This is a genomic window from Dryocola clanedunensis (genome assembly GCF_038405435.1).
Classification (GTDB): Bacteria; Pseudomonadota; Gammaproteobacteria; order Enterobacterales; family Enterobacteriaceae; genus Dryocola; species Dryocola clanedunensis_A.
This window is the reverse complement of the sequence record NZ_JBBYHZ010000010.1, coordinates 105,337-126,394: the sequence shown is the minus strand read 5'-3', so window position 1 is coordinate 126,394 and position 21,058 is coordinate 105,337. Positions and strand designations below refer to the sequence as shown.

Genomic DNA, 21,058 nt, shown 5'->3' with positions numbered 1-21,058 from the left:
TTTATAATGATTATTTTCGAATATCCGTTCCCGATGGGTAGGGTAAAGCCGCCCGGAGGTATTAAGGGGTAGGTACTGCCGGACCCGCCCGGCTGAGGAGCCAGCAACGGGCTAAAGCCCAAAGAAAAGTATGTTGTAACTAATGGCGAAGGGTTAAAAAAAAGCGCGACCGAAGCCGCGCTGGGATAACCAAAATGGTCAATTTTTTAAAACTTATTTGGCAGATTTACGGCCGTACACGGCCCAGGTGATGACCACACAGACGATGTAGAACACCAGGAAGATTTTCATTGCTCCTGCCGGGGAACCGGTCAGCGCCAGCGAGGTCCCGAAAGCTTTAGGGATGAAGAACCCGCCGATGGCACCAATCGCCGAGATAAAGCCAAGCGCCGCCGCGGTGTCGGTTGCCGCTTCGCGCATGGCGTGCTCTTCCGTGCCGCCCGCCGCTTTGACGCGATCCATGGTCAGCTTACGGAAGATAACGGAGATCATCTGGAAGGTTGAACCGCTCCCCAGCCCGGCCGTCAGGAACAGCATCAGGAACACGCCGAAGAAGGCGATAAAGTTACCGCCCACGCCGTTGTGCGGAAGCGTGGTGAACAGCAGCGCGCTGAATACGGCCATGAAGATGAAGTTAATCAGCGACACTTTTGTCCCGCCAAAGCGGTCAGAAATCGCCCCGCCCGCAGAGCGAGCCAGCGCGCCAAACAGCGGGCCGAAGAACGCAAAGTGCAGGATGTTGATGTCCGGGAACTGGGTTTTTGCCAGCATCGCGAAACCGGCGGAGAAGCCGATAAACGAGCCGAACGTCGCCAGGTACAGCACGCCCATGATCCACAGGTGCGCACGTTTCAGTACCGGCAGCTGTTCGCGCAGCGAGGCCTTAGAGGCGGACAGATCGTTCATGCCAAACCAGGCTGCGATGGTGAAGATAGCCAGGAACGGTACCCAGATCCATGCGGCATTTTCGAGGAACAGCATTGAACCGTCAGCCTGCTCCACGCCCGTGCCGCCGAAGATGGCGAACATAGAAAGGGAAATGGCCAGCGGCGCAACCAGCTGCATTACGCTCACGCCCAGGTTGCCCAGGCCGCCGTTAATACCCAGCGCCCCGCCCTGTTTGGCCTTCGGGAAGAAGAAGCTGATGTTGGCCATGCTCGAGGCGAAGTTGGCACCCGCGAAGCCGCAAAGCAGCGCGATGATGATAAAGACGCTGAACGGCGTGGTGGTATCCTGCACCGCAAAACCAAGCCAGACGCACGGCACGATCAGAATGCCGGTGCTGAAGGCGGTCCAGCGGCGTCCGCCGAAGATAGGCACCATAAAGGAGTACGGCACGCGCAGCAGCGCACCCGACACCGAAGGCAGCGCGGTGAGCATAAACAGCTGGTCGGTCGTGAAGCTGAAGCCAACCTTGTTCAGGTTAACCGCGACCGCGCTGAACAGCATCCAGACACAGAAGGCGAGCAGCAGGCTCGGTACGGAGATCCACAGGTTTCGGCTCGCAATGCGATGCCCTTTTGTTTGCCAGAACTCAGCTTCTTCCGGACGCCAGTCCGTAATCAGCCCCGCGGATTTCTGCCCTTTATTGGACGACGCAGACATAAACACCTCAAATGTGTAAGAGTAATTGCCGCCACATTAGGGAGTATTGGTGAATCTAAATTGATGTATATCAAGGGATAATCGGACAGAATGGCGCTTATATTTTAACCATGATTCTTTGTGAGTAAGCCATATTCACAAAAAAACTGTGGGTTTTCACTGCCCTGGAAGGGGTACGCCAGGGTTATAACCACCGCCATGCCACCCCCGGCAATTAAGGAGTAATCATTAGGGGGTATGGGTATACTCCGGGGGATGGCTGAAAATGTTGTAATAACGAACACGCCCCGGCTTCATCGTGTCGCTTTTTTATCCTGTGGCATTCAAGTTTGCAGGTAGGCGGCAAGGGAGCTCATCCCCAGGAGCTTATATAAATAAGTGACTGGGGTGAGGGAGTGCAGCCAACACCCCTGCAACTTGAAGGACAAAGGATAAAATGTTGAAGCGCCTGCTCTCTCCTCTTACTCTGGTTAACCAGTTAGCGCTGATTGTGCTGCTGCTGGCAACGCTCGGCGTGGTGGGAATGAGCCTTGCCAGCTGGCTCGCGCAGGGGATCCAGGGCAACGCCCACGCCATCAACAAAGCCGGGTCGCTGCGCATGCAGAGCTACCGCCTGCTGACGGCCATTCCGCTTACACGAAAAGACGCTCCGCTGCTGGCAGAAATGGAGCAAACCGCCTGGAGCCGCGATCTGCAGGACGCCGCCCGCCGGGACGGGCAGCAGGAGCAGCTGACCCAGCTTCAGGATTACTGGCGCGGCACGCTGGAACCCGCCATCAACCGGGCTAAAAACGCCGGCCAGGTGACCCCCCACGTAGCGCAGTTTGTCGGCCGAATCGACCAGCTGGTCAGCTCGTTCGATAAAACGACCGAGCAGCGTCTGAACCGCATCGTTCAGCTACAAAGAGGCATGGCGGCGCTGATGGGGCTGCTGCTGATCTTCACCATCGTCTGGCTGCGCAAGCGCCTGCTGCGTCCGTGGCGGCAGCTGCTGGCGATGGCCTCGGCTATCGGCCAGCGGGACTTTACCCACCGGGTTAGCGTCTCGGGCCGTAACGAAATGGCCACTCTTGGCGTGGCGCTTAACAGTATGTCAGCTGAACTTGCCGAGAGTTACGCCGGGCTGGAGCAGCGCGTGCGGGAGAAAACCGCCGGGCTGGAGCAGAAAAATCGCATCCTCTCCTTTTTGTATCAGGCAAACCGCCGCCTGCACTCCCAGGCTCCCCTCTGCCAGCGGCTCTCACCGGTATTAAGCGAACTACAGCACCTGACGCCGCTGCGCAACATCGAGCTTCGCGTGTACGAATACGAAGACGAAGAGAACTACGACGAATATACCTACCAGCCGGATAACAGCTGTGAGGCACAGGGCTGCCAGCTTTGCCCGCGCGCGCCAGCGGCGGAGCCTGCCGAAACCAGCGCCGTGAAGTGGCGGCTGACGGATAACCATATTCAGTACGGCCTTGTGCTCGCTCAGCTCCCGCACAGCAGCAGCCTGACCGCCGACCAGCAGCAGCTGATTGAAACGCTCATTGAACAGCTTACCGCTACGCTTGCGGTTGAAAGGCAGCATGAGCACCAGCAGCAGCTGGTGGTGATGGAAGAACGCGCGACGATTGCCCGCGAGCTGCACGACTCTATCGCACAGTCGCTTTCCTGCCTGAAAATGCAGGTGAGCTGCCTGCAGATGCAGGGCGCGGCGCTGCCGGAGGAGATGCGTGAACTGCTCGCTCAGATGCGCAACGAGCTGAACACCTCCTGGCGCCAGCTGCGCGAACTGCTGACCACCTTCCGCCTGCAGCTGGTTGAGCCGGGCCTGCGCCCCGCCCTCGAAACGAGCTGCCAGGAGTTCAGCGAAAAGCTCGGCTTTGCCGTCGAGCTGAACTACCGGCTGCCGCCTCGTCTGGTGCCGTCGTATCAGGCCATTCACCTGGTGCAGATCGCCCGAGAAGCGCTGAACAACAGCTTTAAGCACGCCCGGGCCACCGCCTGCGGCGTGACCGTCGAACATCTCGATAAGCAGGTCAAACTAACCGTATGGGACAACGGCTGCGGAATACCCGATAACGGGGAGCGCAGAAACCATTACGGACTTATTATTATGCGAGACCGTGCGCAGAGCCTGAAGGGCGACTGCCAGATACGGACTCGCGCTGGTGGCGGCACCGAAGTGGTCGTCAGTTTTATGCCCGAAGCACATTTGTCTTCTGCCACAGGAGTAAGCGATGAGTAACCCGGAAGCAGCAACTATTTTGCTGATTGATGATCACCCGATGCTAAGGACCGGCGTCAAACAGCTAATCAGCATGGCGCCCGAGCTGGCCGTGGTCGGCGAAGCGGGGAACGGGGCTCAGGGCGTTGAACTCGCGGAAGCGCTCGATCCCGACCTGATCCTGCTGGATCTGAATATGCCCGGCATGAACGGCCTGGAAACCCTGGACTGCCTGCGTGAAAAACCGCTGTCGGGCCGTATCGTCGTGTTCAGCGTCTCCAACCACGAAGAAGACGTTGTAACCGCCCTGAAACGCGGTGCGGACGGCTATCTGCTGAAAGATATGGAGCCAGAAGATTTGCTCAAAGCCCTGCAGCAGGCGGCTGCGGGCGAAATGGTGTTAAGCGAAGCGTTAACCCCGGTGCTGGCGGCAAGCCTGCGCGCTAACCGCGCAACGTCCGACCGCGATGTGAATCAGCTGACCCCGCGCGAACGCGATATCCTGAAGCTTATCGCCCAGGGGCTGCCAAACAAGATGATTGCCCGCCGCCTGGATATCACCGAGAGCACCGTAAAGGTTCACGTAAAGCACCTGCTGAAAAAGATGAAGCTGAAATCCCGCGTCGAAGCGGCGGTCTGGGTGCATCAGGAGCGTATTTTTTAGGGCACTATCCCCTCTTCCGGGAACTGTCTTTTATACAGATCTTTGAAACAGTTACTGGCAAGATCGAGAAGGTTCCGTTCACTCTGCGTCAGGTGGCATATGTTGCTGCCGAACCGGTGTCGCTGTAGGTTTCAAAGCGACGAAGTATCTGATGTTATCTCTGGCTTAAAGCGACACCCTGTTCCCGGCTTAAATCGCTCCGGTTTTTGCCCTTCAGGCGGGGTCACGTTGTCGGGAACAACGTGAGAGAGCGATCGTCGGGAACGAATCGCGAACGACCCCGCATGTTGGGTAAAAACCGGAGTTTACCGCTTCAGCGGCGATTTATTTGCCGGGCGCCGGGGTCGTCAGGGGGATGGCGTAATCCCCATGACACGTTCACCGTTCGCAACGGTAGCAGAGATAGCAAGACGGACGGGTGAACGGAATACCTGCGGGTTTACAGATCTCACCCTGACGTATGGCCGGGGTGAGTTGTGATTAATAGACATCTTCCGGCAGAAGGTTATAACGAGGATCTTCTGCCGGACTCACCACCAGCGGCTCAGCCTGCTTAAGCGTGATCCAGTTCGACGTCACCTTCTGCCCTCTGTCATCCTCAACGGTCACCGACAGATGGTATTCGCTCGCCTCACCGTTCTGTAACGCAGGCATAATCACGCTCCAGCCGTCTGTGCTGCGGTTGTTGGCCGGAGGCGTCAGGCTTAGCACCTGGGTATCCCCCTGCCAGCTGACGTTGCGGATGGCGTGGTTCGCCCGCACCTGTAGCTTAAGCTCCACGGTTTCACCCGGGTGCAGCTCCCACGGCGGCGTCGCCAAAAACACCGACAGGGTTTTACGCTGGCGATATTCCATCACCGGTAAATCATTGCGGTCGACGCTGTCGTAGCGGCTGCCGCGAAGCGAGCTGGTCGCCGCCACCTCCGCAGAAGAGATCTGTTTGGCGAAGGGCACGCCAAGGCGATAGTTCAGCTTCAGGCCGAGGTTATCCTGCCCGACGCCGTTTTCACCCTGCTTATGCTGGGCGGTGAAGGTCACCAGCGGCACCGGCGTATAGCTCAGGCCCATGGTCACCGCAACCGGGTTGCGGTATCCCGTGCCGCTGTCGAAGAGGTCCACGCTGTCGCCAAAATACTGCTCGAGGCTCAGGCTGGTATTAATATGCCGGTAGAACGGCAGCCACGCCTTCGCCGTAATGTCATACCCCCGCGCCAGGCGCTGCGCCAGCGTTTCGGTATCGTCCTGCCAGCCGTTCAGCGGCTGGTAGTAGTTGGCGGACAGGCGCAGGTATTCGCCCCACGCCTCGGCGCCCAGCCCGGCGCGCTGAAGATGATTCGACAGCTGGTTATCGTAGAAGGTGTTGTAGCCGAGCAGCCAGCTGCCCGCCACCCAGCGCTGCCCGACGCCGAGGTTGCCGACGGTGCCCTCTTCCTGCTGGGTGAAGCCAATCTGGCTCCAGGTAAGATAGCGATCGTTATCCTGCCACGGCGAAAACAGCGATCCGCTGCTGCCGTTCCAGCTGCCGTGCTGGTCCACCAGCAGGTTAAAGCTGGCTTTGCCCCACGGGGAGAGCAGCGATTCCGCTTCGTCCACAACCCGGTCGGCCAGCACGTCGCGCAGGCTGGTAAACGCCATCAGGCGCGCCTGGTCTCCGGCGTCCAGCCCGTTGTCGATCATGCTCGCCTCGCCGAATTTTTTAGCCATTTCAGCAATGTGTTTAGCGGCGGCGTCGGTTTCCGGGGCCATGCCTAAATCGGGAAGTTCTGGCGGAGTCGGGGACATAAGCGCATCGCCCTCTTCGACGAAGGGCTGACGGGTAGCGGCGGCTCCTCCGGTGCTCAGGAGTGTGCAGGTCAGGGTTAACAGGGGGACAGCTTTTTTAAACATCTGGAAATTATAACATCATGCGTGTTCTGAACACGCTTAAAGTCCCTGCCCGCACGCCAGCTTATTCCTAAATTCGCGCTACGCTTATAGCTCCTGCCCTTTGAGCAACCAACTATGAAAACCTCGCTACGCTGTTTCTCCGCCCTGCTTTTGTGCGGCTGTTTTGCCGCTCAGGCTGAAGGCCTGTTTATGCTGCAGTCCCCGGCGTTTGCCGATAACGCGATGCTGGATAAGCAATACGCGGGCAACGCGAAGAATAACCCGAACTGCACCGGGCAGAATCTTTCCCCGCCGGTAGTCTGGAGCAATCCTCCTGCCACTACGCAGAGCTTTGCGCTGATTGTGCACGACCCGGAAGGAGCAAAAGGCCTGGGCGTAACGCATCTGGTGGCCTACAACATCCCGCCCAGCGCGACTGGTTTTACCGCCAACCAGCTGCGGGACGGTAAAGGCTTTACCGGAGGTAAAAATACCCCCGGCAGCCTGGCCTGGCACGGGCCGTGTCCCCCGCCGGGAAGCGGTGCGCACCACTACACCTGGACGCTGATCGCTACGGATTTGCGTGCCGATGCGCTTCCCGCAGGCCTGACCCGCGAAGAGCTGTTCGCTAAGCTCAAGGGGCACGCCCTGGCCGCGGCGGGGCTAATCAGCCGCTTTGGGCAGTAACGCCTTCAGCTCCGGGATGCAGGAGCCGCAGTTGGTGCCGCACCGCAGCTTCTCGCCCAGCATCGCGACGGTGTGACAGCCCGACGCGATGGCGCCCAGTATTGTCTTCTCGCCCACGCCAAAGCAGCTGCAAACCGTTCTGCCCGGGGCCGGTACTCCTCCGGGCGCCCGGCCCGCCAGCAGCGAATGCCGCCCATCCGGCGCTTTTTCAAAAGCCGCCAGCACGGCCTGCCGGTCAATGTCCGGCCAGGCTTTTGCGGCATAGAAGGCCAGCATTAACCTGCCGTCGTGCCACGCCAGCAGATGATACAGCTCCCCGTCGCCGCTCGCGTACTGCAGCTGCCAGCCTCGACCGGCGGTCAGGGTTGCCGCCCAGGCCCGCGGATCGCTGTCCGCCGCGCAAAGAAAATGCGTTGCGCCCGTCGACGCCTGCCGCCACCACTGAATATCCTCCGCAAAGGCAATGTCACCGGCAGCAAAGATCTCGCCGTACCACGCAGGCCGCCAGCGCTGAAGGCGAACCGCCGTCTGTTTGCTTTCCGGCTGGCCGGAATCGGCATCGCATACTTTCGCCACCAGGCTGTTTATCTGCCCCCTACGGGCAAACTGCTGGCTCCAGTGCATCGGTGAAAATACGCTTCCCGGCTGCTGATGTTCGCTCAGCTGCGCTCGGGCGACCATGCCGCCCAGCGGGGATGCAATGCGTACCAGCCCTGCGTCCGTTATGCCGTAGCGCTGTGCGTCCAGCGGATTTATCTCCAGGTACGGCATCCCGGTATGCTGCATCAGGCCCGGCACGTACCCGGTTCGCGTCATGGTGTGCCACTGATCGCGAATTCGCCCGGTGTTAAGCAGTAAGGGATAATTACGGTCGGTCAGGGCCGCTGGCAGCCGGGGATCGACCCCCGCCATCTGGAACCTGCCGCTTTTGCGCCAGCTTTTCACCGGGCCGTGGTGGGCTGCGGCAACGGGCCAGCGCACCGGCTCCAGCTCGTCGTACTGCTGGCGGGTCAGCGCTGCCAGCCCGCTGATATCAAAGGCGCGTGAGCCGTTATTCTCATAGCCCGACAGCGCCGCATGTTCGCAAAAAATGTCCTGTGGATGCTGCCAGGCGAACATTTTTTCATAGCCGAGCCGCCGGGCGATCTGCGACAAAATCCACCAGTCGGCGCGGGCTTCCCCCGGCGGCGGCAGAAAGGCGCGCTGCCTTGAAATCCTGCGCTCTGAGTTAGTGACCGTGCCGTTTTTTTCTCCCCAGGCCAGCGCCGGAAAGCGCACGTGGGCGTAGCGTCCGGTGTCCGTTTTATCCACCACGTCGGAGACAATGACCAGCGGGCATTTCGCCAGCGCCCGCTCCACGCCGGAGGCGTCCGGCAGCGAAACCACCGGATTGGTGCCCATGATCCACACGGCTTTTATCTCTCCCCGTCCTATGGCGTCAAACAGCTCCACCGCCATCAGGCCCGGCGTTTCGGCGATTCGCTCGCTGCCCCAGAAGCGCCCGAGCCGGGCGATGTCGGCAGGTTCAAAATTGAGGTGGCAGGCCAGCTGGTTTGCCAGCCCCCCGACCTCCCGACCGCCCATGGCGTTTGGCTGTCCGGTCAGCGAAAATGGCCCGCAGCCCGCGCGCCCGAGCTTGCCGCTGGCCAGATGCACGTTGATGATGGCGCTGCACTTGTCGCTGCCGCTTGAGGACTGGTTAATGCCCATGGTGTAGAGCGTCATGGCGCGCGGGCTGTCGGCAAACCACTGCCAGAAGGTGCCGATGGCCTCCGCATCCAGCCTGCAAAAGTCGGCGCATTTCTCCAGCGGCCACCCGGCTGCCAGCGCCAGCGCTTCGGCCTCACCGTCGAACGTCTGGCCCGGCGGCCCGTGCCGCGTCAGATAATGAAGCAGGCCGACAAACAGCCCGGCGTCGCTGCCGGGCCGCAGCGCCAGGTGCAGATCGGCGATGTCGCAGGTCGGGGTGCGGCGCGGATCTATCACCACGACTTTCATCTCCGGGCGCTGCCGTTTGGCCTCCGCCAGCCGCTGATAGAGCACCGGGTGCGTCCAGGCCGCGTTCGAGCCCACCAGCACCACCAGATCCGTCTGATCAAGATCCTCATAGCTGCACGGCACGAAATCCGCGCCGAACGCGCGTTTATAGCCAACCACCGCCGAGGCCATGCAGAGCCGTGAATTCGTGTCGATATTCGCCGCGCCGATGAACCCCTTCATCAGCTTATTGGCAACATAGTAATCCTCGGTGAGCAGCTGGCCGGATGCATAGAACGCCACCGCCTTTGGGCCGAACTCCCGAATGATGTCCTGCAATTTTTGCGCGGCATGATCCAGCGCCGCCTCCCAGGCAGCGCGCTCGCCGTTAACCTCCGGGAACAGCAGACGCTCTTCCAGACCGAGCGTTTCGCCAAGCGAAGCTCCCTTTACGCACAGCCGTCCGAAATTGGCCGGGTGCTGTACGTCCCCGGCTATTTTCACGCCGCCGTTCTCATCGGTCCGGGCCGTTACGCCGCAGCCTACCCCGCAATAGGGGCAGGTTGAACGCACCGGGGCGCTCATGATGCCTCCGCGCGCGTAATCAGCGCCTGGCTCCCTACCCAGACCATGCCCTGCTCTACCTTCACCGGCCAGGCGCGAACCGCCAGCTCACCGTCCGGGCTTTGGCCGTCGCGCAGGCGGAACCTGTGTTTATAAAGCGGAGAGATAACCACCGGTTCGCCTGCTACATCACCTACGATCCCACGCGAGAGCACGTTCGCCACGCTGCCCGGCTCGTGGTTATCAAGGGCGTAAATCGCCTCGCCGAAGCGGAACAGCGCAATTTGCAGCTCCCCCAGCCGGGCGCCAATGCCTGCCTGCGCCGGGATCGCGCTGATGTCGCAGACGGCCTGCCACGGTTTCACCGGCGGCACAATCTGTTGCTGCGGCTCAGCATCCGCTGGCTGCAGCTGCCCACGCAGCATCTGCCGCTGCACGGCTTCGTCCGGTTTGTCGCTGTTAACGGAAGAGCGGAACAGCGCGAGGCGGTCCGGGCTGTTCAGCGTGGTCTGCCACTCGCACTGATAAGTAGCCACCACGCCCGCCATCTCTTTCTCCAGCTCTTCGCCCAGGCCCAGGCTGTCGTTGAGCACCACGTCGCGCAGGTATTCCAGCCCGCCTTCGAGGTTATCCATCCAGGTGCTGGTCCGCTGGAGCCGGTCGGCGGTGCGGATGTAGAACATCAGCAGTCGGTCGACGGTGCGGATCAGGGTTTCGCGGTCCAGATCGCTGGCGAACAGATCCGCGTGGCGCGGCTTCATGCCGCCGTTGCCGCAGACATAGAGGTTCCAGCCCTTCTCCGTGGCGATGACGCCGATGTCCTTGCTTTGCGCCTCCGCGCACTCGCGGGTGCAGCCCGAAACGGCCATTTTGATTTTGTGCGGCGAGCGCAGCCCCTTGTAGCGGTTCTCCAGCTCAATCGCCAGCCCGGTGGAGTCCTGCACCCCGTAGCGGCACCAGGTCGATCCCACGCAGGATTTCACCGTACGCAGCGACTTGCCGTAGGCGTGGCCGGTCTCAAAACCAGCCGCCACCAGCTCCTCCCAGATAGCAGGTAGCTCTTCGAGACGCGCGCCAAAAAGGTCGATGCGCTGTCCGCCGGTGATTTTGCTGTAGAGCCGATAGCGTTTTGCTACCAGGCCTATGGCGATCAGCCCGTCCGGCGTGATCTCCCCGGCGGGCACGCGCGGCACGATGGAATAGGTGCCGTCTTTCTGAATATTGGCGAAATAGCGATCGTTGGTATCCTGCAGCGGCAGATGGGCCGGCTTAAGCAGGTATTCGTTCCAGCAGGATGCCAGCACCGAGGCCGCCAGCGGCTTGCAGATTTCACAGCCGTGCCCCTGCCCGTAGCGGCTGATGAGCTGCTCAAAAGTATGCAGATGGTTGACGCGCACCAGGTGGTAGATCTCCTGGCGGGAATACGCGAAGTGTTCGCAGATGTCTTTTTTGACCTCTACGCCCTGCTGCTGGAGCTGGTACTCCATTACCTGCTTCACCAGCGCGGAGCAGCCGCCGCAGCCCGTCGCGGCTTTGGTGCAGGCTTTTATCGCCGCCATATCCCCTGCGCCGCCGTTTACCGCCGCGCAGACAGCCGCCTTGCTGACGTTGTGGCAGGAACAGAGCTGCGCCGTATCAGGCAAAGCGCCGACGCCAGGCGTTTTTGATGCCGCCCCCGGCGAGGCGGGCAGGATCAGCGTTTCGGGCTGCGCGGGCAGCGCCATGCCGTTGAGCATCATCTGCAGCAGCTGGCTGTATTCGCCGCTGTCGCCCACCAGCACGCCCCCAAGCAGGGTTTTGCCGTCCGCCGAAACGACGATTTTCTTGTAGATCTGCCGTGGGCCGTTGGTCCACCGATAGCTCTGGCTGCCCGGCGTGCGCCCGTGGGCGTCGCCGAAGGAGGCGACCTCCACGCCGAGCAGTTTCAGTTTAGTGCTCATGTCGGCGCCGCGAAACGCCGTGCTTTCCCCGGCAAGCGTCGCCGCCGCCACCCGCGCCATCTGATAGCCCGGCGCGACCAGGCCAAAGATTTTGCCCTCCCACAGCGCGCATTCGCCGATGGCGTAAATCGAGTCGTCGCTGGTCTGGCAGCTGTCGTTAATGACAATGCCGCCTCGCTCACCCAGCGCCAGCCCGCAGCCGCCAGCCAGCTTGTCCTGCGGGCGAATACCAGCGGAGAAAACGATCAGATCGGTATCCAGACTCTCACCGTCGGCAAAACTGAGACGCAGGCCTTCGGCTTCGGTAATCGCCGTCGTCGCCTTGCCGGTCAGCACCCTGACGCCGAGGTCGGAAATTTTCGCGCGCAGCATGGCGGCCCCGTCGTTGTCGAGCTGGACGGCCATCAGGTTTGGCGCGAACTCCACGACGTATGTCTCCAGACCGAGCTGTTTAAGGGCGTTGGCGGCTTCCAGCCCCAGCAGTCCTCCGCCGATGACCACGCCACGCGTGGCGCCGCGCGCGCGTTCCGCAATGGCATCCAGATCGTCGAGCGTGCGGTAGACAAAGCAGCCGGGTAAATCATTGCCGGGTACCGGCGGCACGAATGGCCAGGAGCCGGTTGCCAGCACCAGCTTGTCCCACCACGTTTCATGCCCTTCGCTGTCGCGTACCAGGCGCTGCTGGCGGTCGATCTCCACGATGCGGGTGTGGCTGCGCAGTTCAATGCCGTGTTCGGCAAAGAAATCCCCCTGCACCATAGACAGCGACTCCGCGCTGCGCCCGGAGAAGTATTCGGAAAGATGCACGCGGTCGTAGGCCGGATGGCGTTCTTCTCCGAACACCACGATATGGTGCGTTTTATGTAGATTCAGCGCGACGCACCGTTCAAGGAAGTGATGCCCGACCATGCCGTGCCCGATCACTACCAGCGTTGATTTTGTCATGTCGTCATCTCCGGCAGCCTGCGGCTGCATCTGGGGGGTAAAGTCGTCAAACAGGGCGCCCGGAGTCACGGGAGCCGCGTTCAGAAGCACGTCTGTCAGGGCGCTGGCGGACTGAATGTCACCCATCAGCAGCGCGCCGGTGAGCCTGTCATCGCGCAGATGCAGGCAGCGGTAGTGTCGGGAAAGCGGGTCGAAGGCCGTCAGAATGCGGGTGCCGGGCCGCTCGCTTAAGTCGCCCGCTGAAAATAATGGAATGCCGCTGACCTTGAGCCGCGTGCCGCGATCCTGATAGCTGAAATCAGCGGCAGGCAATCCCGCCAGCCTTGCGGCGAGCACGTCGGCCTGCTGCAGACAGGGAGCCACCAGCCCCCAGGTTTGCCCGTCAATCTCACAGCATTCCCCCAGCGCGCTGACGTGCGGGATCGGGCTGCGCAGCTGAGCGTCAACGCTAATCCCCCGTTCACAGGGCACGCCGCTTTGCCGGGCAAGGGAGATATTCGGCCTGACGCCGGTGGCGATAACGACCCGTCCGGCAGCCAGCTCGCGGCCATTGCTGAGCAGTACGCGGTCATTGCCGATGCTTTCAATGCCGCAGTTCAGCTCGCACGCAATGCCGCGGGCCGTTAAAGACTCTTCCAGCAGCAGCCCCGCCTGCTGGTTAAGCTGAAGATCCATCAGCCAGGGCTGACGGTGGATAAGCGTGACGGGGATACCCCGCGCGTTTAAGGCCGCGGCGGCTTCCACCCCAAGCAGGCCGCCGCCCAGCACCGCCACGTTCCCCGCCCCGCGCAATATCGCCTCGACGTCCGCCAGGGTGCGGAAACAGTGGACGTGAGGCAGAGTATGGCCGGGGATCGGCGGGATAAAGGGCAGCGAGCCCGTGGCAAATACCAGCTCGTCGTACTCCATGCTGCGACGGGAAGTGCGGACAGTTTTGTCGGCGGTAGACACCGACAGAACGGCCTCACCGGTCAGCAAATTAATGCCCCTCTCCTGATACCAGGCATGGTCATGCAGCTGCGTCGCGGCGGCTGGCTTCTCCCCTGCCAGAACCGGCGACAGCAGGATGCGGTTGTAGCTCAGCGCTGGCTCCTCGCCAAATACCGTGATGTCCAGCCGTCCGGCCGCCAGCGAGGTGAGCTGTTCCACCAGGCGGACAGCCGCCATGCCGTTGCCGATGACAAGCAGGCGTTGCTTCATGGTCGGCTCCTCAGGCGGCCTTAGGCTGCTTTTCATAGAGAAAACGCAGCACCTGCTGGCGCAGATGGTGGTAGCGTCCGTCCTCCGCAAGGGCAACCCGGCTGCGTGGTCGTGGCAGGTCAACGTGCAGCGTCTCGCCAACCGTAGCCGCCGGGCCGTTGGTCATCATCAGCACGCGGTCGGAGAGCAGCACGGCTTCGTCCACATCGTGCGTTATCAGGACGATGGTCGTTTGCAGCTCCTGCTGGATGTGCATCACCGTGTCCTGCAGGTGCGCCCGGGTCAGCGCGTCCAGCGCGCCGAAAGGCTCATCCATCAGCAGAACCTTCGGCTTCATGGCCAGCGCCCGCGCGATGCCCACCCGCTGCTTCATGCCGCCGGAAATCTCCCCGGGATGTTTGTTTATCGCGTGGCCCATCTGCACGCGCTCCAGGTTGTGAACGATCCACTCCCGGCGTTCGGCACGGCTCATGGTGCGGCTGAAAACCTTGTCCACCGCCAGCGCAACGTTCTCAAAGCAGGTCATCCACGGCAGCAGAGAGTGGTTCTGAAAGACCACTGCGCGATCCGGGCCGGGGCCTGCTATCTCCCGGTTGTCGCACAGCAGCCCGCCTTCGGAAGGCAGCGTGATGCCCGCAATCAGATTAAGCAGCGTGGACTTGCCGCAGCCGGAGTGGCCGATCAGGCTGATGGTTTCCCCCTCGTGGATATCGAAACTGACGTTGCTTAAGGCCAGGAATTCACCGCTGGCGGTGGAGAAACGCTGGCTGACGTTCTGCAGCTGAATGATTTTTTTCATGGTTATCCCCTTATTTTTCCTGCCAGCTGAAGCGGCGGGCGAGCCACATCAGCCCCTGTTCAAGCAGCAGCCCCACGACGCCGATGATGACAATCGCGATCAGAATGTTTTCGACGTTGAGGTTGTTCCACTCGTTCCAGATCCAGAAGCCGATCCCCAGCCCGCCGGTCAGCATTTCCGCCGCGACGATCACCAGCCAGGCGATGCCGATGGAGAGCCGGACGCCGGTCAGCACGGCGGGCAGAACCGCAGGGAATAAGATGCGGCGCATTACCGTCCACTCGGAGAGCTGCAGCACGCGCGCCACGTTGTGATAATCCTCCGGGATGCGCTTCACCCCTTCGGCGGTATTGATGATCATCGGCCAGATCGAACAGATAAAAATGGTCCAGCCCGAGGCCGGTTCGGCCTTCTGGAACAGCAGCAGGCCGATAGGCAGCCAGGCCAGCGGGCTGACCGGCCGCAGCAGGGCGATAACCGGATTGAACATTCTGCCCATAAAGGTGAAACGGCCAATCAGAAAGCCTGCCGGGATCCCGACCAGCGCCGCTAGGCCAAAGCCCACCGCCACGCGCTGCAGGGAAGCGAGCACGTTCCAGCCGATGCCCATATCGTTAGGCCCGGCGTTATAAAACGGGTCGGCGAACAGGGTCATGGCCGAGTCCAGCGTGCTGAGCGGCGTGGGGAAACCTTTGCTGGTAACGGCGGCAATTTGCCAGCCAACCAGCAGCAGCGCCATGCCCAGCCCTGCCGGGATCAGCCGTTCCAGCAGGCTCTGGCTGGCCTGCCGCCACCGCGGTTTACGTCGGCGAACCGTTACCGGCGGCAGGATAATCACTTCCGCCACCGGCGGCGCTGCGTCTTGCTCTGCTGTTTTATGGGCCTGTGGATTCATCATTTTTCCCCTCAACGTTTTATGGCGAAGCTTGCTGCGTAGGCGGCAGGGTTGCTGCCGTCCCATTGGCTGCCGTCCATCAGCGTGCTGGCGCGCATCGTGCTGGCAGGCACGGCTACGTTGCCTGCGGCCGCGGCGGCCTGCCGGTAAATATCAAGACGGTTGATGCGCGTGGCGACGGCTAAATAATCAGGATCGCTATCCAGCAGGCCCCAGCGGCGGTGCTGGGTCAGGAACCACATGCCGTCCGAGAGCCACGGGTAGTTCACCTCTCCGTCGCGGAAAAAATGCATGCCGTGGTCGTCGTGCCATTTTTTACCCAGCCCGTTGTCGTATTCGCCGAGCATGCGCGGGGTGAGGTAGCCGACTTTAGTATTCAGGTAAGCTCGCCCGGCAAGCACGCTGGCGGTTTCGCGGCGGTTTGCCTCACTCGCATCTATCCAGCGGGAAGCCTCAAGCACGGATGCCACCAGCGCGCGGGCGGTATTGGGATTCTGGTCAACCCATGCGCTGCGCGTGCCCAGAATCTTTTCGGGATGATCGGCCCAAATGGACTGGGAGGTTGCCGCCGTAAAGCCGATGCCGTCGTTGATGGCCCGCTGGTTCCAGGGTTCCCCCACGCAGTAGCCGCTCATATTGCCGATACGCATGTTCATCACCATCTGCGGCGGCGGGACGACGACGGTGCGAACGTCATTAAACGGATGGATCCCGGCGGCGGCCAGCCAGTAATAGAGCCACATGGCGTGGGTCCCCGTCGGGAACGTGTGGGCGAAGGTGAACGTACCGGGCGCGTTGGCGGCAATCAGCTTTTTCAGGCTCGCGGCATCGGTGACGCCCTGCTTCGTCAGCTCCATGGCCAGCGTAATGGCCTGGCCGTTGTTATTGAGCGTCATCAGGTTCGCCATCGCCTGCTGTTTGCCCGCGATGCCCAGCTCAAGGCCGTAAATCAGGCCGTACAGAACGTGGGCCGCATCCAGCTCGCCGGAGACCAGCTTGTCGCGCACCGCCGCCCAGCTCGCCTCTTTGCTCGGCACAATCGTTATGCCGTGCTTTTTGTCGAAGCCCTTCACCGAGGCCATCACGATGGAGGCGCAGTCCGTCAGCGGGATAAAACCCACCTTCACCGTTTCCTGCTCCGGCCCGTCGCTGCCCGCCGCCCATGCGGCATTCATCAGGCCAGGCAGTAAATAAGCCCCGCCCAGCGCGGCGCCTGCCTGTAAGAATCGTCGGCGGGAAAGCGTTGTTGCGTTGTCACCCATCGGCCTGCTCCTGAAAAAAAGTAAAAAAAAAGCGCCCGTCAGTGTGGGAATACACTGAAGGACGCCTTTGTCCGACCAGGCCTGCCCCGCCGTTGGGGAAGCCTGAGGAAACCATATTGTTAAAGGAGTAATGCAACCTGCGTGCCAGCTTATAAACCCGATGATCCCGGCATTTTTATGCTTAACGCGGGTAAATACGCACCAGGAAAATGCATGAAATGCCCACTCTCTGTGCAGCTACTCCTTTGGGGGTAACGTCCAGATGTCTGCCACGGCTACCATCGCGCCAGCCACTTCAACCATGCGCTTATTCTGGTTCATCGCCATTTTACGCAGCGCCTGCCAGGCCTGCTCTTCGCTGTAGCCCTGATGGCGGATCAGCAGCCCTTTCGCCTTTTCGATAACCTTGCGTTCAGCGAGCGTCGTCTCCAGCGAGGCGAGCCTGCGGGCCATAGACTCCAGCTGCTGCGCCTGCTGGCGGACAAGCACCAGCAGATGGCGGTCGAGATAATGGTCGCCTGGCCGGGCCTCTTTGGCTCCCGCGATCAAATTCGCCATTTCGTCGTCGCTGGCATCCGGCTCGTTCAGCGCCTGCCCCAGCGCGCCCTGGGCCTGAGCCAGAACGTTGTGGATCAGCGTTTCTTCTATGTCCCTCAGCGCATCAATGCGGGCTGTCAACAAAGTGAACCAGCGCGAAACAAGCGCTGATGCATCTTCCGCCCGGTTAAGCCTCGTGCAGGCCTGCCGCCTGAGCTGCTCCATTTCCCGGCAGGGTTCGGCGCAGCTGCGGTACCGTTCGCGCAGCGGCTCGTCCGCCATGCTGTAGAAGGTCTCAAAACAGTGCTGCTGGCCGTCGATTCTGTCCACCAGCTGCTGGCGCAGCGGTTCGTCAAATTCGCCTCGGGTAAAGCCGAGCGCGCCAATTGCCCGCTCCTGCCCCGCCAGCTCCTTGCCCTGCATAAAGCTGAATAAGGTTGCCAGCGCCCGCGCCACGCCCGGTTCGTCCACCACGCTGCTGGTTTGCGGGACGATGCACAGTAAGTGTCTCAGCGTGGTGTTGAACTGCTCCATGGCGTCGAAAGAGTCAATTTGCCGGCTGGCGATTCGCTCGCGCAGCGCCGCAAGCTGCTCAAGGGAGTACAAGGCGCAGGCAAGGCTGGCGACCAGCCCGCTGCCGGGAAGGTAATCCGGCCGCAGCAGGCTCTGCTGAAAGCAGGCGATTTGCTGGTCGACTTCCTGCGCATAATCGAGACGTACTTCGCCAAACTGGCGGCCCCCGGAACACAGCCAGATATTGGAGGCTCCACGTTCGCGCTGTAGCATATGGACAAGCTTCGCGATCCGCCCGGTAAGCTGCCCTATTTGCAGCAGATCCTGGAGCTGTGCGCGCTCCCTTGCCTTGGCAATAAGCAGAAAGTCATGGGCAGTGGGATTCATAAACGCTCCTGAAGGGCTCTTGCCGCTGATATCCTTTAGCGAAGCAAAAGTCGTGCCTTAAGGAGAAAAGGTGAGAAAAATGCAGAAAATAGTGATTATCGCCAACGGGGCCGCCTACGGCAGCGAGTCTTTGTTCAACAGCCTGCGGCTGGCTATTGCCCTGCGCGACCAGCCGCAGGCACCCGAGCTTAAGCTGTTTTTAATGTCGGATGCCGTCACCGCCGGGCTTAAAGGCCAGAGGCCCGCCGAGGGGTATAACATCCAGCAGATGCTGGAGATCCTTACCGCGCAGGACGTGCCGGTGAAACTGTGTAAAACCTGCGCCGACGGGCGGGGTATCTCCAGCCTCCCGCTGGCGGACGGCGTGGCTATCGGCACGCTGGTGGAGCTGGCCGAATGGACGCTGCAGGCCGATAAAGTCCTGACCTTTTAAATCAGGGGGCGGCAAACCCCGGTTCAAAGCTGCCGCCTTCCTGCTCCGGTTTCCGGAGCCAGTCGCGAACCTGATTGACCAGCTCGTCCAGGCAGTCGTCGTGCATGCCGCGATTTTTAAGCTCCTGTTCAAGGGAGAACAGATACTGGGCGTTGGTGCCCAGCGGGCCGCTGGCGGCGGCGATAAGCGGCGCGATGATTTGCGCGCGGGTATCGGCTTCGTACAGCGGGTGGCGGGGATCCATAATAAAAACCAGCGCGTTGACGGTGCGGCCATCGTCCAGCTCAAGCCGGCACCAGGTCGGCAGATAGCAGCCGGTGATCATTTCGCGCTTCCAGACCAGCGTCAGCTCCTCTTCCAGAATCGCTTCCGGCAGACGGTACGCCAGGCCGGTGGTGCGGCCCCCCTCTTTCAGCGCCAGCATTCTACCCGGCTGGCAGGCGGTGCCTCGTCCGGCCGTCAGGCGCAGGCAGAAGGCGCGATGCCAGCCGACCAGCGTGCCGGGCGCTGACTCTTCGAATTCGAACGCCGGGTTCCACATTAAGGAGCCGTAGCCAAAAATCCATACCGGGCTCTGGTCGGGACGACAGGCAAGCGTCGCGGCAAGGGATGCCGAGCGCTGCTCCGGGGTCCACAGCAGCGATTCCTCAATGGAACCAAAAGCCGTTTTACAATCCGCTTTCATCAGGAAATCACGCGTTAACACTATACACCTCCGCCACCGCATACTTCCCTGTGACTACGTCAGATGCGCCTTCCCGGCTTTATTTACTGCTCACTTATAGAGCAGCATTTTGCTGACGATAAGCAATTAGCGGGTCGCTGGCAAGTTTGATGGCGATCACAAAATAATAAAAATGTCATCAAAACCTGCCAGGCTGAGGGAGGGAATGGGGAAAGTGAAGCAAATACATTCAATTATGCAGCGCTACTTTTTCCTGTGCCATTTGTCGTCGTCGCCCTTTTCATACTGATGCTTCACGGCGGCCCAGGCGACTTTGTGGGCCGTCTCTTCCCGGCTGGCGTCACCTTTACGATCTTCTTTATCTTTATATTCGTCCCAGGCGCTGTTAAACGCCTCTTTGTAAATATCCTGCGCATGGGCAGGCAGTACGTTTTGCACGCTGTCCGGAAGGTCACTTTTGCTCTTGTATGGCATAGGTTCGTCTCCTGTATGGGTAATACTTAAGTCTGAAACATACGGGGCGATGACGCCAGTTTATGGCCGTTTTCTTTAATCCATAGCTTTTATCACGCTGTTTTAAAATGGTTATTATCCAAAAGTTATTACTTATGGAAGGTTCAGGTGATTACCATGGTAAAGCCGTAAAATTAGGTAAACTTTTCCGAATTGTTGCGGTTTTTTGCTATGTTATTACCGTCAAAAACTATGACTATAATGAAGAAATTGCACAACACCCGCGCAAATGGAGTATCAGAATGACAAAAACAGCACACGAGGCGGTTAAAACCCGCCATAAGGAGAGTTCTCTCATTTTCCCGATTCTGGCGCTGGCCGTACTGGCGGTGTGGGGGTCCGGCCAGTCGTTGCCAGTGGTGATAGGCATCAATATTCTTGCGCTGGTAGGTATTTTAAGCAGCGCCTTTAGCGTCGTCCGCCATGCCGATGTGCTGGCCCACCGTTTAGGGGAACCCTACGGCTCCTTAATCCTCAGCCTTTCCGTCGTTATCCTTGAAGTCAGCTTAATATCCGCCTTAATGGCAACGGGTGATGCCGCGCCGACGCTGATGCGCGACACGCTCTACTCCATCATTATGATTGTTACCGGCGGCCTGGTGGGCTTCTCCCTGCTGCTGGGCGGCCGAAAATTCGCTACCCAGTACATGAATCTGTTCGGCATCAAACAGTACCTGATAGCGCTGTTCCCGCTGGCGGTGATTGTGCTGGTGCTCCCGACGGCCCTGCCGGAAGGCAATTTCAGCACCGGGCAGGCGCTGATGGCGGCGGCAATCTCTGCGGCCATGTACGGCGTGTTTCTGCTTATCCAGACCAAAACGCACCAGAGCCTGTTTGTCTACGAGCATGAAGATGAGGCCGACGACGATGACCCGCACCACGGCAAGCCGTCGGCGCACAGCAGCACCTGGCACGCCGCCTGGCTGATTGTGCATCTGGTTGCGGTTATCGCCGTCACCAAGATGAACGCCGGGCCGCTGGAGTCGCTGCTGGGTACGCTCAATGCTCCGGCGCAGTTCACCGGCTTCCTGGTCGCGCTGCTGATCCTCTCCCCGGAAGGTCTGGGAGCCCTGCGGGCGGTACTGAACAATCAGGTACAGCGCGCCATGAACCTGTTCTTTGGCTCCGTGCTGGCAACGATTTCACTGACCGTGCCTGCGGTAACGCTGATTGCGATGCTCACAGATAACGACCTGATTTTCGGCCTCGGCAAGCCGGAAATGGTGGTGATGCTGACCTCGCTGGTGCTGTGTCAGATCTCGTTCTCGACGGGGCGCACCAATGTTCTCAACGGGACGGCTCACCTTGCGCTGTTCGCCGCTTATCTGATGACGATATTTGCCTGATTTTGCCCCGGACATAAAAAAGCCCTTA

General features: G+C 60.6%; 15 protein-coding genes. 5 read left to right on the top strand and 10 right to left on the bottom strand.

Going from position 1 to position 21,058, the window contains the following annotated elements:
* Positions 1-213: 213 nt before the first annotated feature.
* Positions 214-1,605, bottom strand: coding sequence for a NarK family nitrate/nitrite MFS transporter (locus tag AAE045_RS18785; RefSeq protein ID WP_455549006.1), 1,392 nt, complete (start codon positions 1,603-1,605; stop codon positions 214-216).
* 436 nt (positions 1,606-2,041) lie between these two features.
* Here AAE045_RS18785 and narX point away from each other — a divergent pair, with 436 nt between their 5' ends.
* Both narX and narL read left to right on the top strand, forming a co-directional pair.
* The gene (gene narX, locus AAE045_RS18780) at positions 2,042-3,838 is read left to right on the top strand and encodes a nitrate/nitrite two-component system sensor histidine kinase NarX (RefSeq protein WP_455549005.1); all 1,797 of its coding nucleotides are present in this window, start codon (positions 2,042-2,044) and stop codon (positions 3,836-3,838) included.
* Complete coding sequence (narL, locus tag AAE045_RS18775) at positions 3,831-4,481, top strand: two-component system response regulator NarL (protein ID WP_202300487.1); 651 nt, start codon at positions 3,831-3,833, stop codon at positions 4,479-4,481. Before narX ends, narL begins: the two co-directional genes overlap by 8 nt.
* A 480-nt stretch (positions 4,482-4,961) precedes the next feature.
* On the opposite strand, the gene AAE045_RS18770 is transcribed toward narL, so the two are convergent.
* Positions 4,962-6,368 carry a YchO/YchP family invasin gene (locus AAE045_RS18770; RefSeq protein WP_455549004.1) on the bottom strand — a complete coding sequence of 469 codons (1,407 nt, stop codon included), beginning with the start codon at positions 6,366-6,368 and terminating at the stop codon, positions 4,962-4,964.
* Positions 6,369-6,482: 114 nt separating this feature from the next.
* On the opposite strand from AAE045_RS18770, the gene AAE045_RS18765 reads away from it, so the two are divergent.
* On the top strand, positions 6,483-7,034 hold the full coding sequence (locus AAE045_RS18765; RefSeq protein ID WP_455549003.1) for a YbhB/YbcL family Raf kinase inhibitor-like protein: 552 nt from the start codon (positions 6,483-6,485) through the stop codon (positions 7,032-7,034).
* On the opposite strand, the gene AAE045_RS18760 is transcribed toward AAE045_RS18765, so the two are convergent.
* The 6 genes from AAE045_RS18760 to AAE045_RS18735 form a co-directional block, all read right to left on the bottom strand.
* Complete coding sequence (locus AAE045_RS18760; RefSeq protein WP_455549002.1) at positions 7,011-9,596, bottom strand: nitrate reductase; 2,586 nt, start codon at positions 9,594-9,596, stop codon at positions 7,011-7,013. The genes AAE045_RS18765 and AAE045_RS18760 overlap by 24 nt on opposite strands.
* The gene (nirB, locus tag AAE045_RS18755; RefSeq protein ID WP_455549001.1) at positions 9,593-13,660 is read right to left on the bottom strand and encodes a nitrite reductase large subunit NirB; all 4,068 of its coding nucleotides are present in this window, start codon (positions 13,658-13,660) and stop codon (positions 9,593-9,595) included. Before nirB ends, AAE045_RS18760 begins: the two co-directional genes overlap by 4 nt.
* Before the next feature lie 10 nt (positions 13,661-13,670).
* Complete coding sequence (locus AAE045_RS18750) at positions 13,671-14,459, bottom strand: ABC transporter ATP-binding protein (protein ID WP_455549000.1); 789 nt, start codon at positions 14,457-14,459, stop codon at positions 13,671-13,673.
* A 10-nt stretch (positions 14,460-14,469) separates the two neighbouring features.
* Positions 14,470-15,354, bottom strand: coding sequence for a nitrate ABC transporter permease (gene ntrB / locus AAE045_RS18745; protein WP_455549023.1), 885 nt, complete (start codon positions 15,352-15,354; stop codon positions 14,470-14,472).
* An 11-nt stretch (positions 15,355-15,365) separates the two neighbouring features.
* Entirely contained in the window at positions 15,366-16,616 is a 1,251-nt protein-coding gene (locus tag AAE045_RS18740) for a CmpA/NrtA family ABC transporter substrate-binding protein (RefSeq protein ID WP_455548999.1), read from the bottom strand.
* Between the two features lie 237 nt (positions 16,617-16,853).
* A complete protein-coding gene (locus tag AAE045_RS18735) occupies positions 16,854-18,053 on the bottom strand; it encodes a nitrate- and nitrite sensing domain-containing protein (protein ID WP_455548998.1) in 1,200 nt (399 codons plus the stop codon).
* Positions 18,054-18,132: 79 nt separating this feature from the next.
* Here AAE045_RS18735 and AAE045_RS18730 point away from each other — a divergent pair, with 79 nt between their 5' ends.
* Positions 18,133-18,486, top strand: coding sequence for a DsrE/DsrF/TusD sulfur relay family protein (locus tag AAE045_RS18730; RefSeq protein WP_455548997.1), 354 nt, complete (start codon positions 18,133-18,135; stop codon positions 18,484-18,486).
* A gap of 1 nt (position 18,487) precedes the next feature.
* On the opposite strand, the gene AAE045_RS18725 is transcribed toward AAE045_RS18730, so the two are convergent.
* The gene (locus AAE045_RS18725; RefSeq protein ID WP_455548996.1) at positions 18,488-19,192 is read right to left on the bottom strand and encodes a gamma-glutamylcyclotransferase; all 705 of its coding nucleotides are present in this window, start codon (positions 19,190-19,192) and stop codon (positions 18,488-18,490) included.
* A 222-nt stretch (positions 19,193-19,414) separates the two neighbouring features.
* On the bottom strand, positions 19,415-19,645 hold the full coding sequence (gene chaB, locus AAE045_RS18720) for a putative cation transport regulator ChaB (RefSeq protein WP_455548995.1): 231 nt from the start codon (positions 19,643-19,645) through the stop codon (positions 19,415-19,417).
* 281 nt (positions 19,646-19,926) lie between these two features.
* On the opposite strand from chaB, the gene chaA reads away from it, so the two are divergent.
* A complete protein-coding gene (gene chaA / locus AAE045_RS18715) occupies positions 19,927-21,030 on the top strand; it encodes a sodium-potassium/proton antiporter ChaA (RefSeq protein WP_455548994.1) in 1,104 nt (367 codons plus the stop codon).
* Positions 21,031-21,058: the final 28 nt, after the last annotated feature.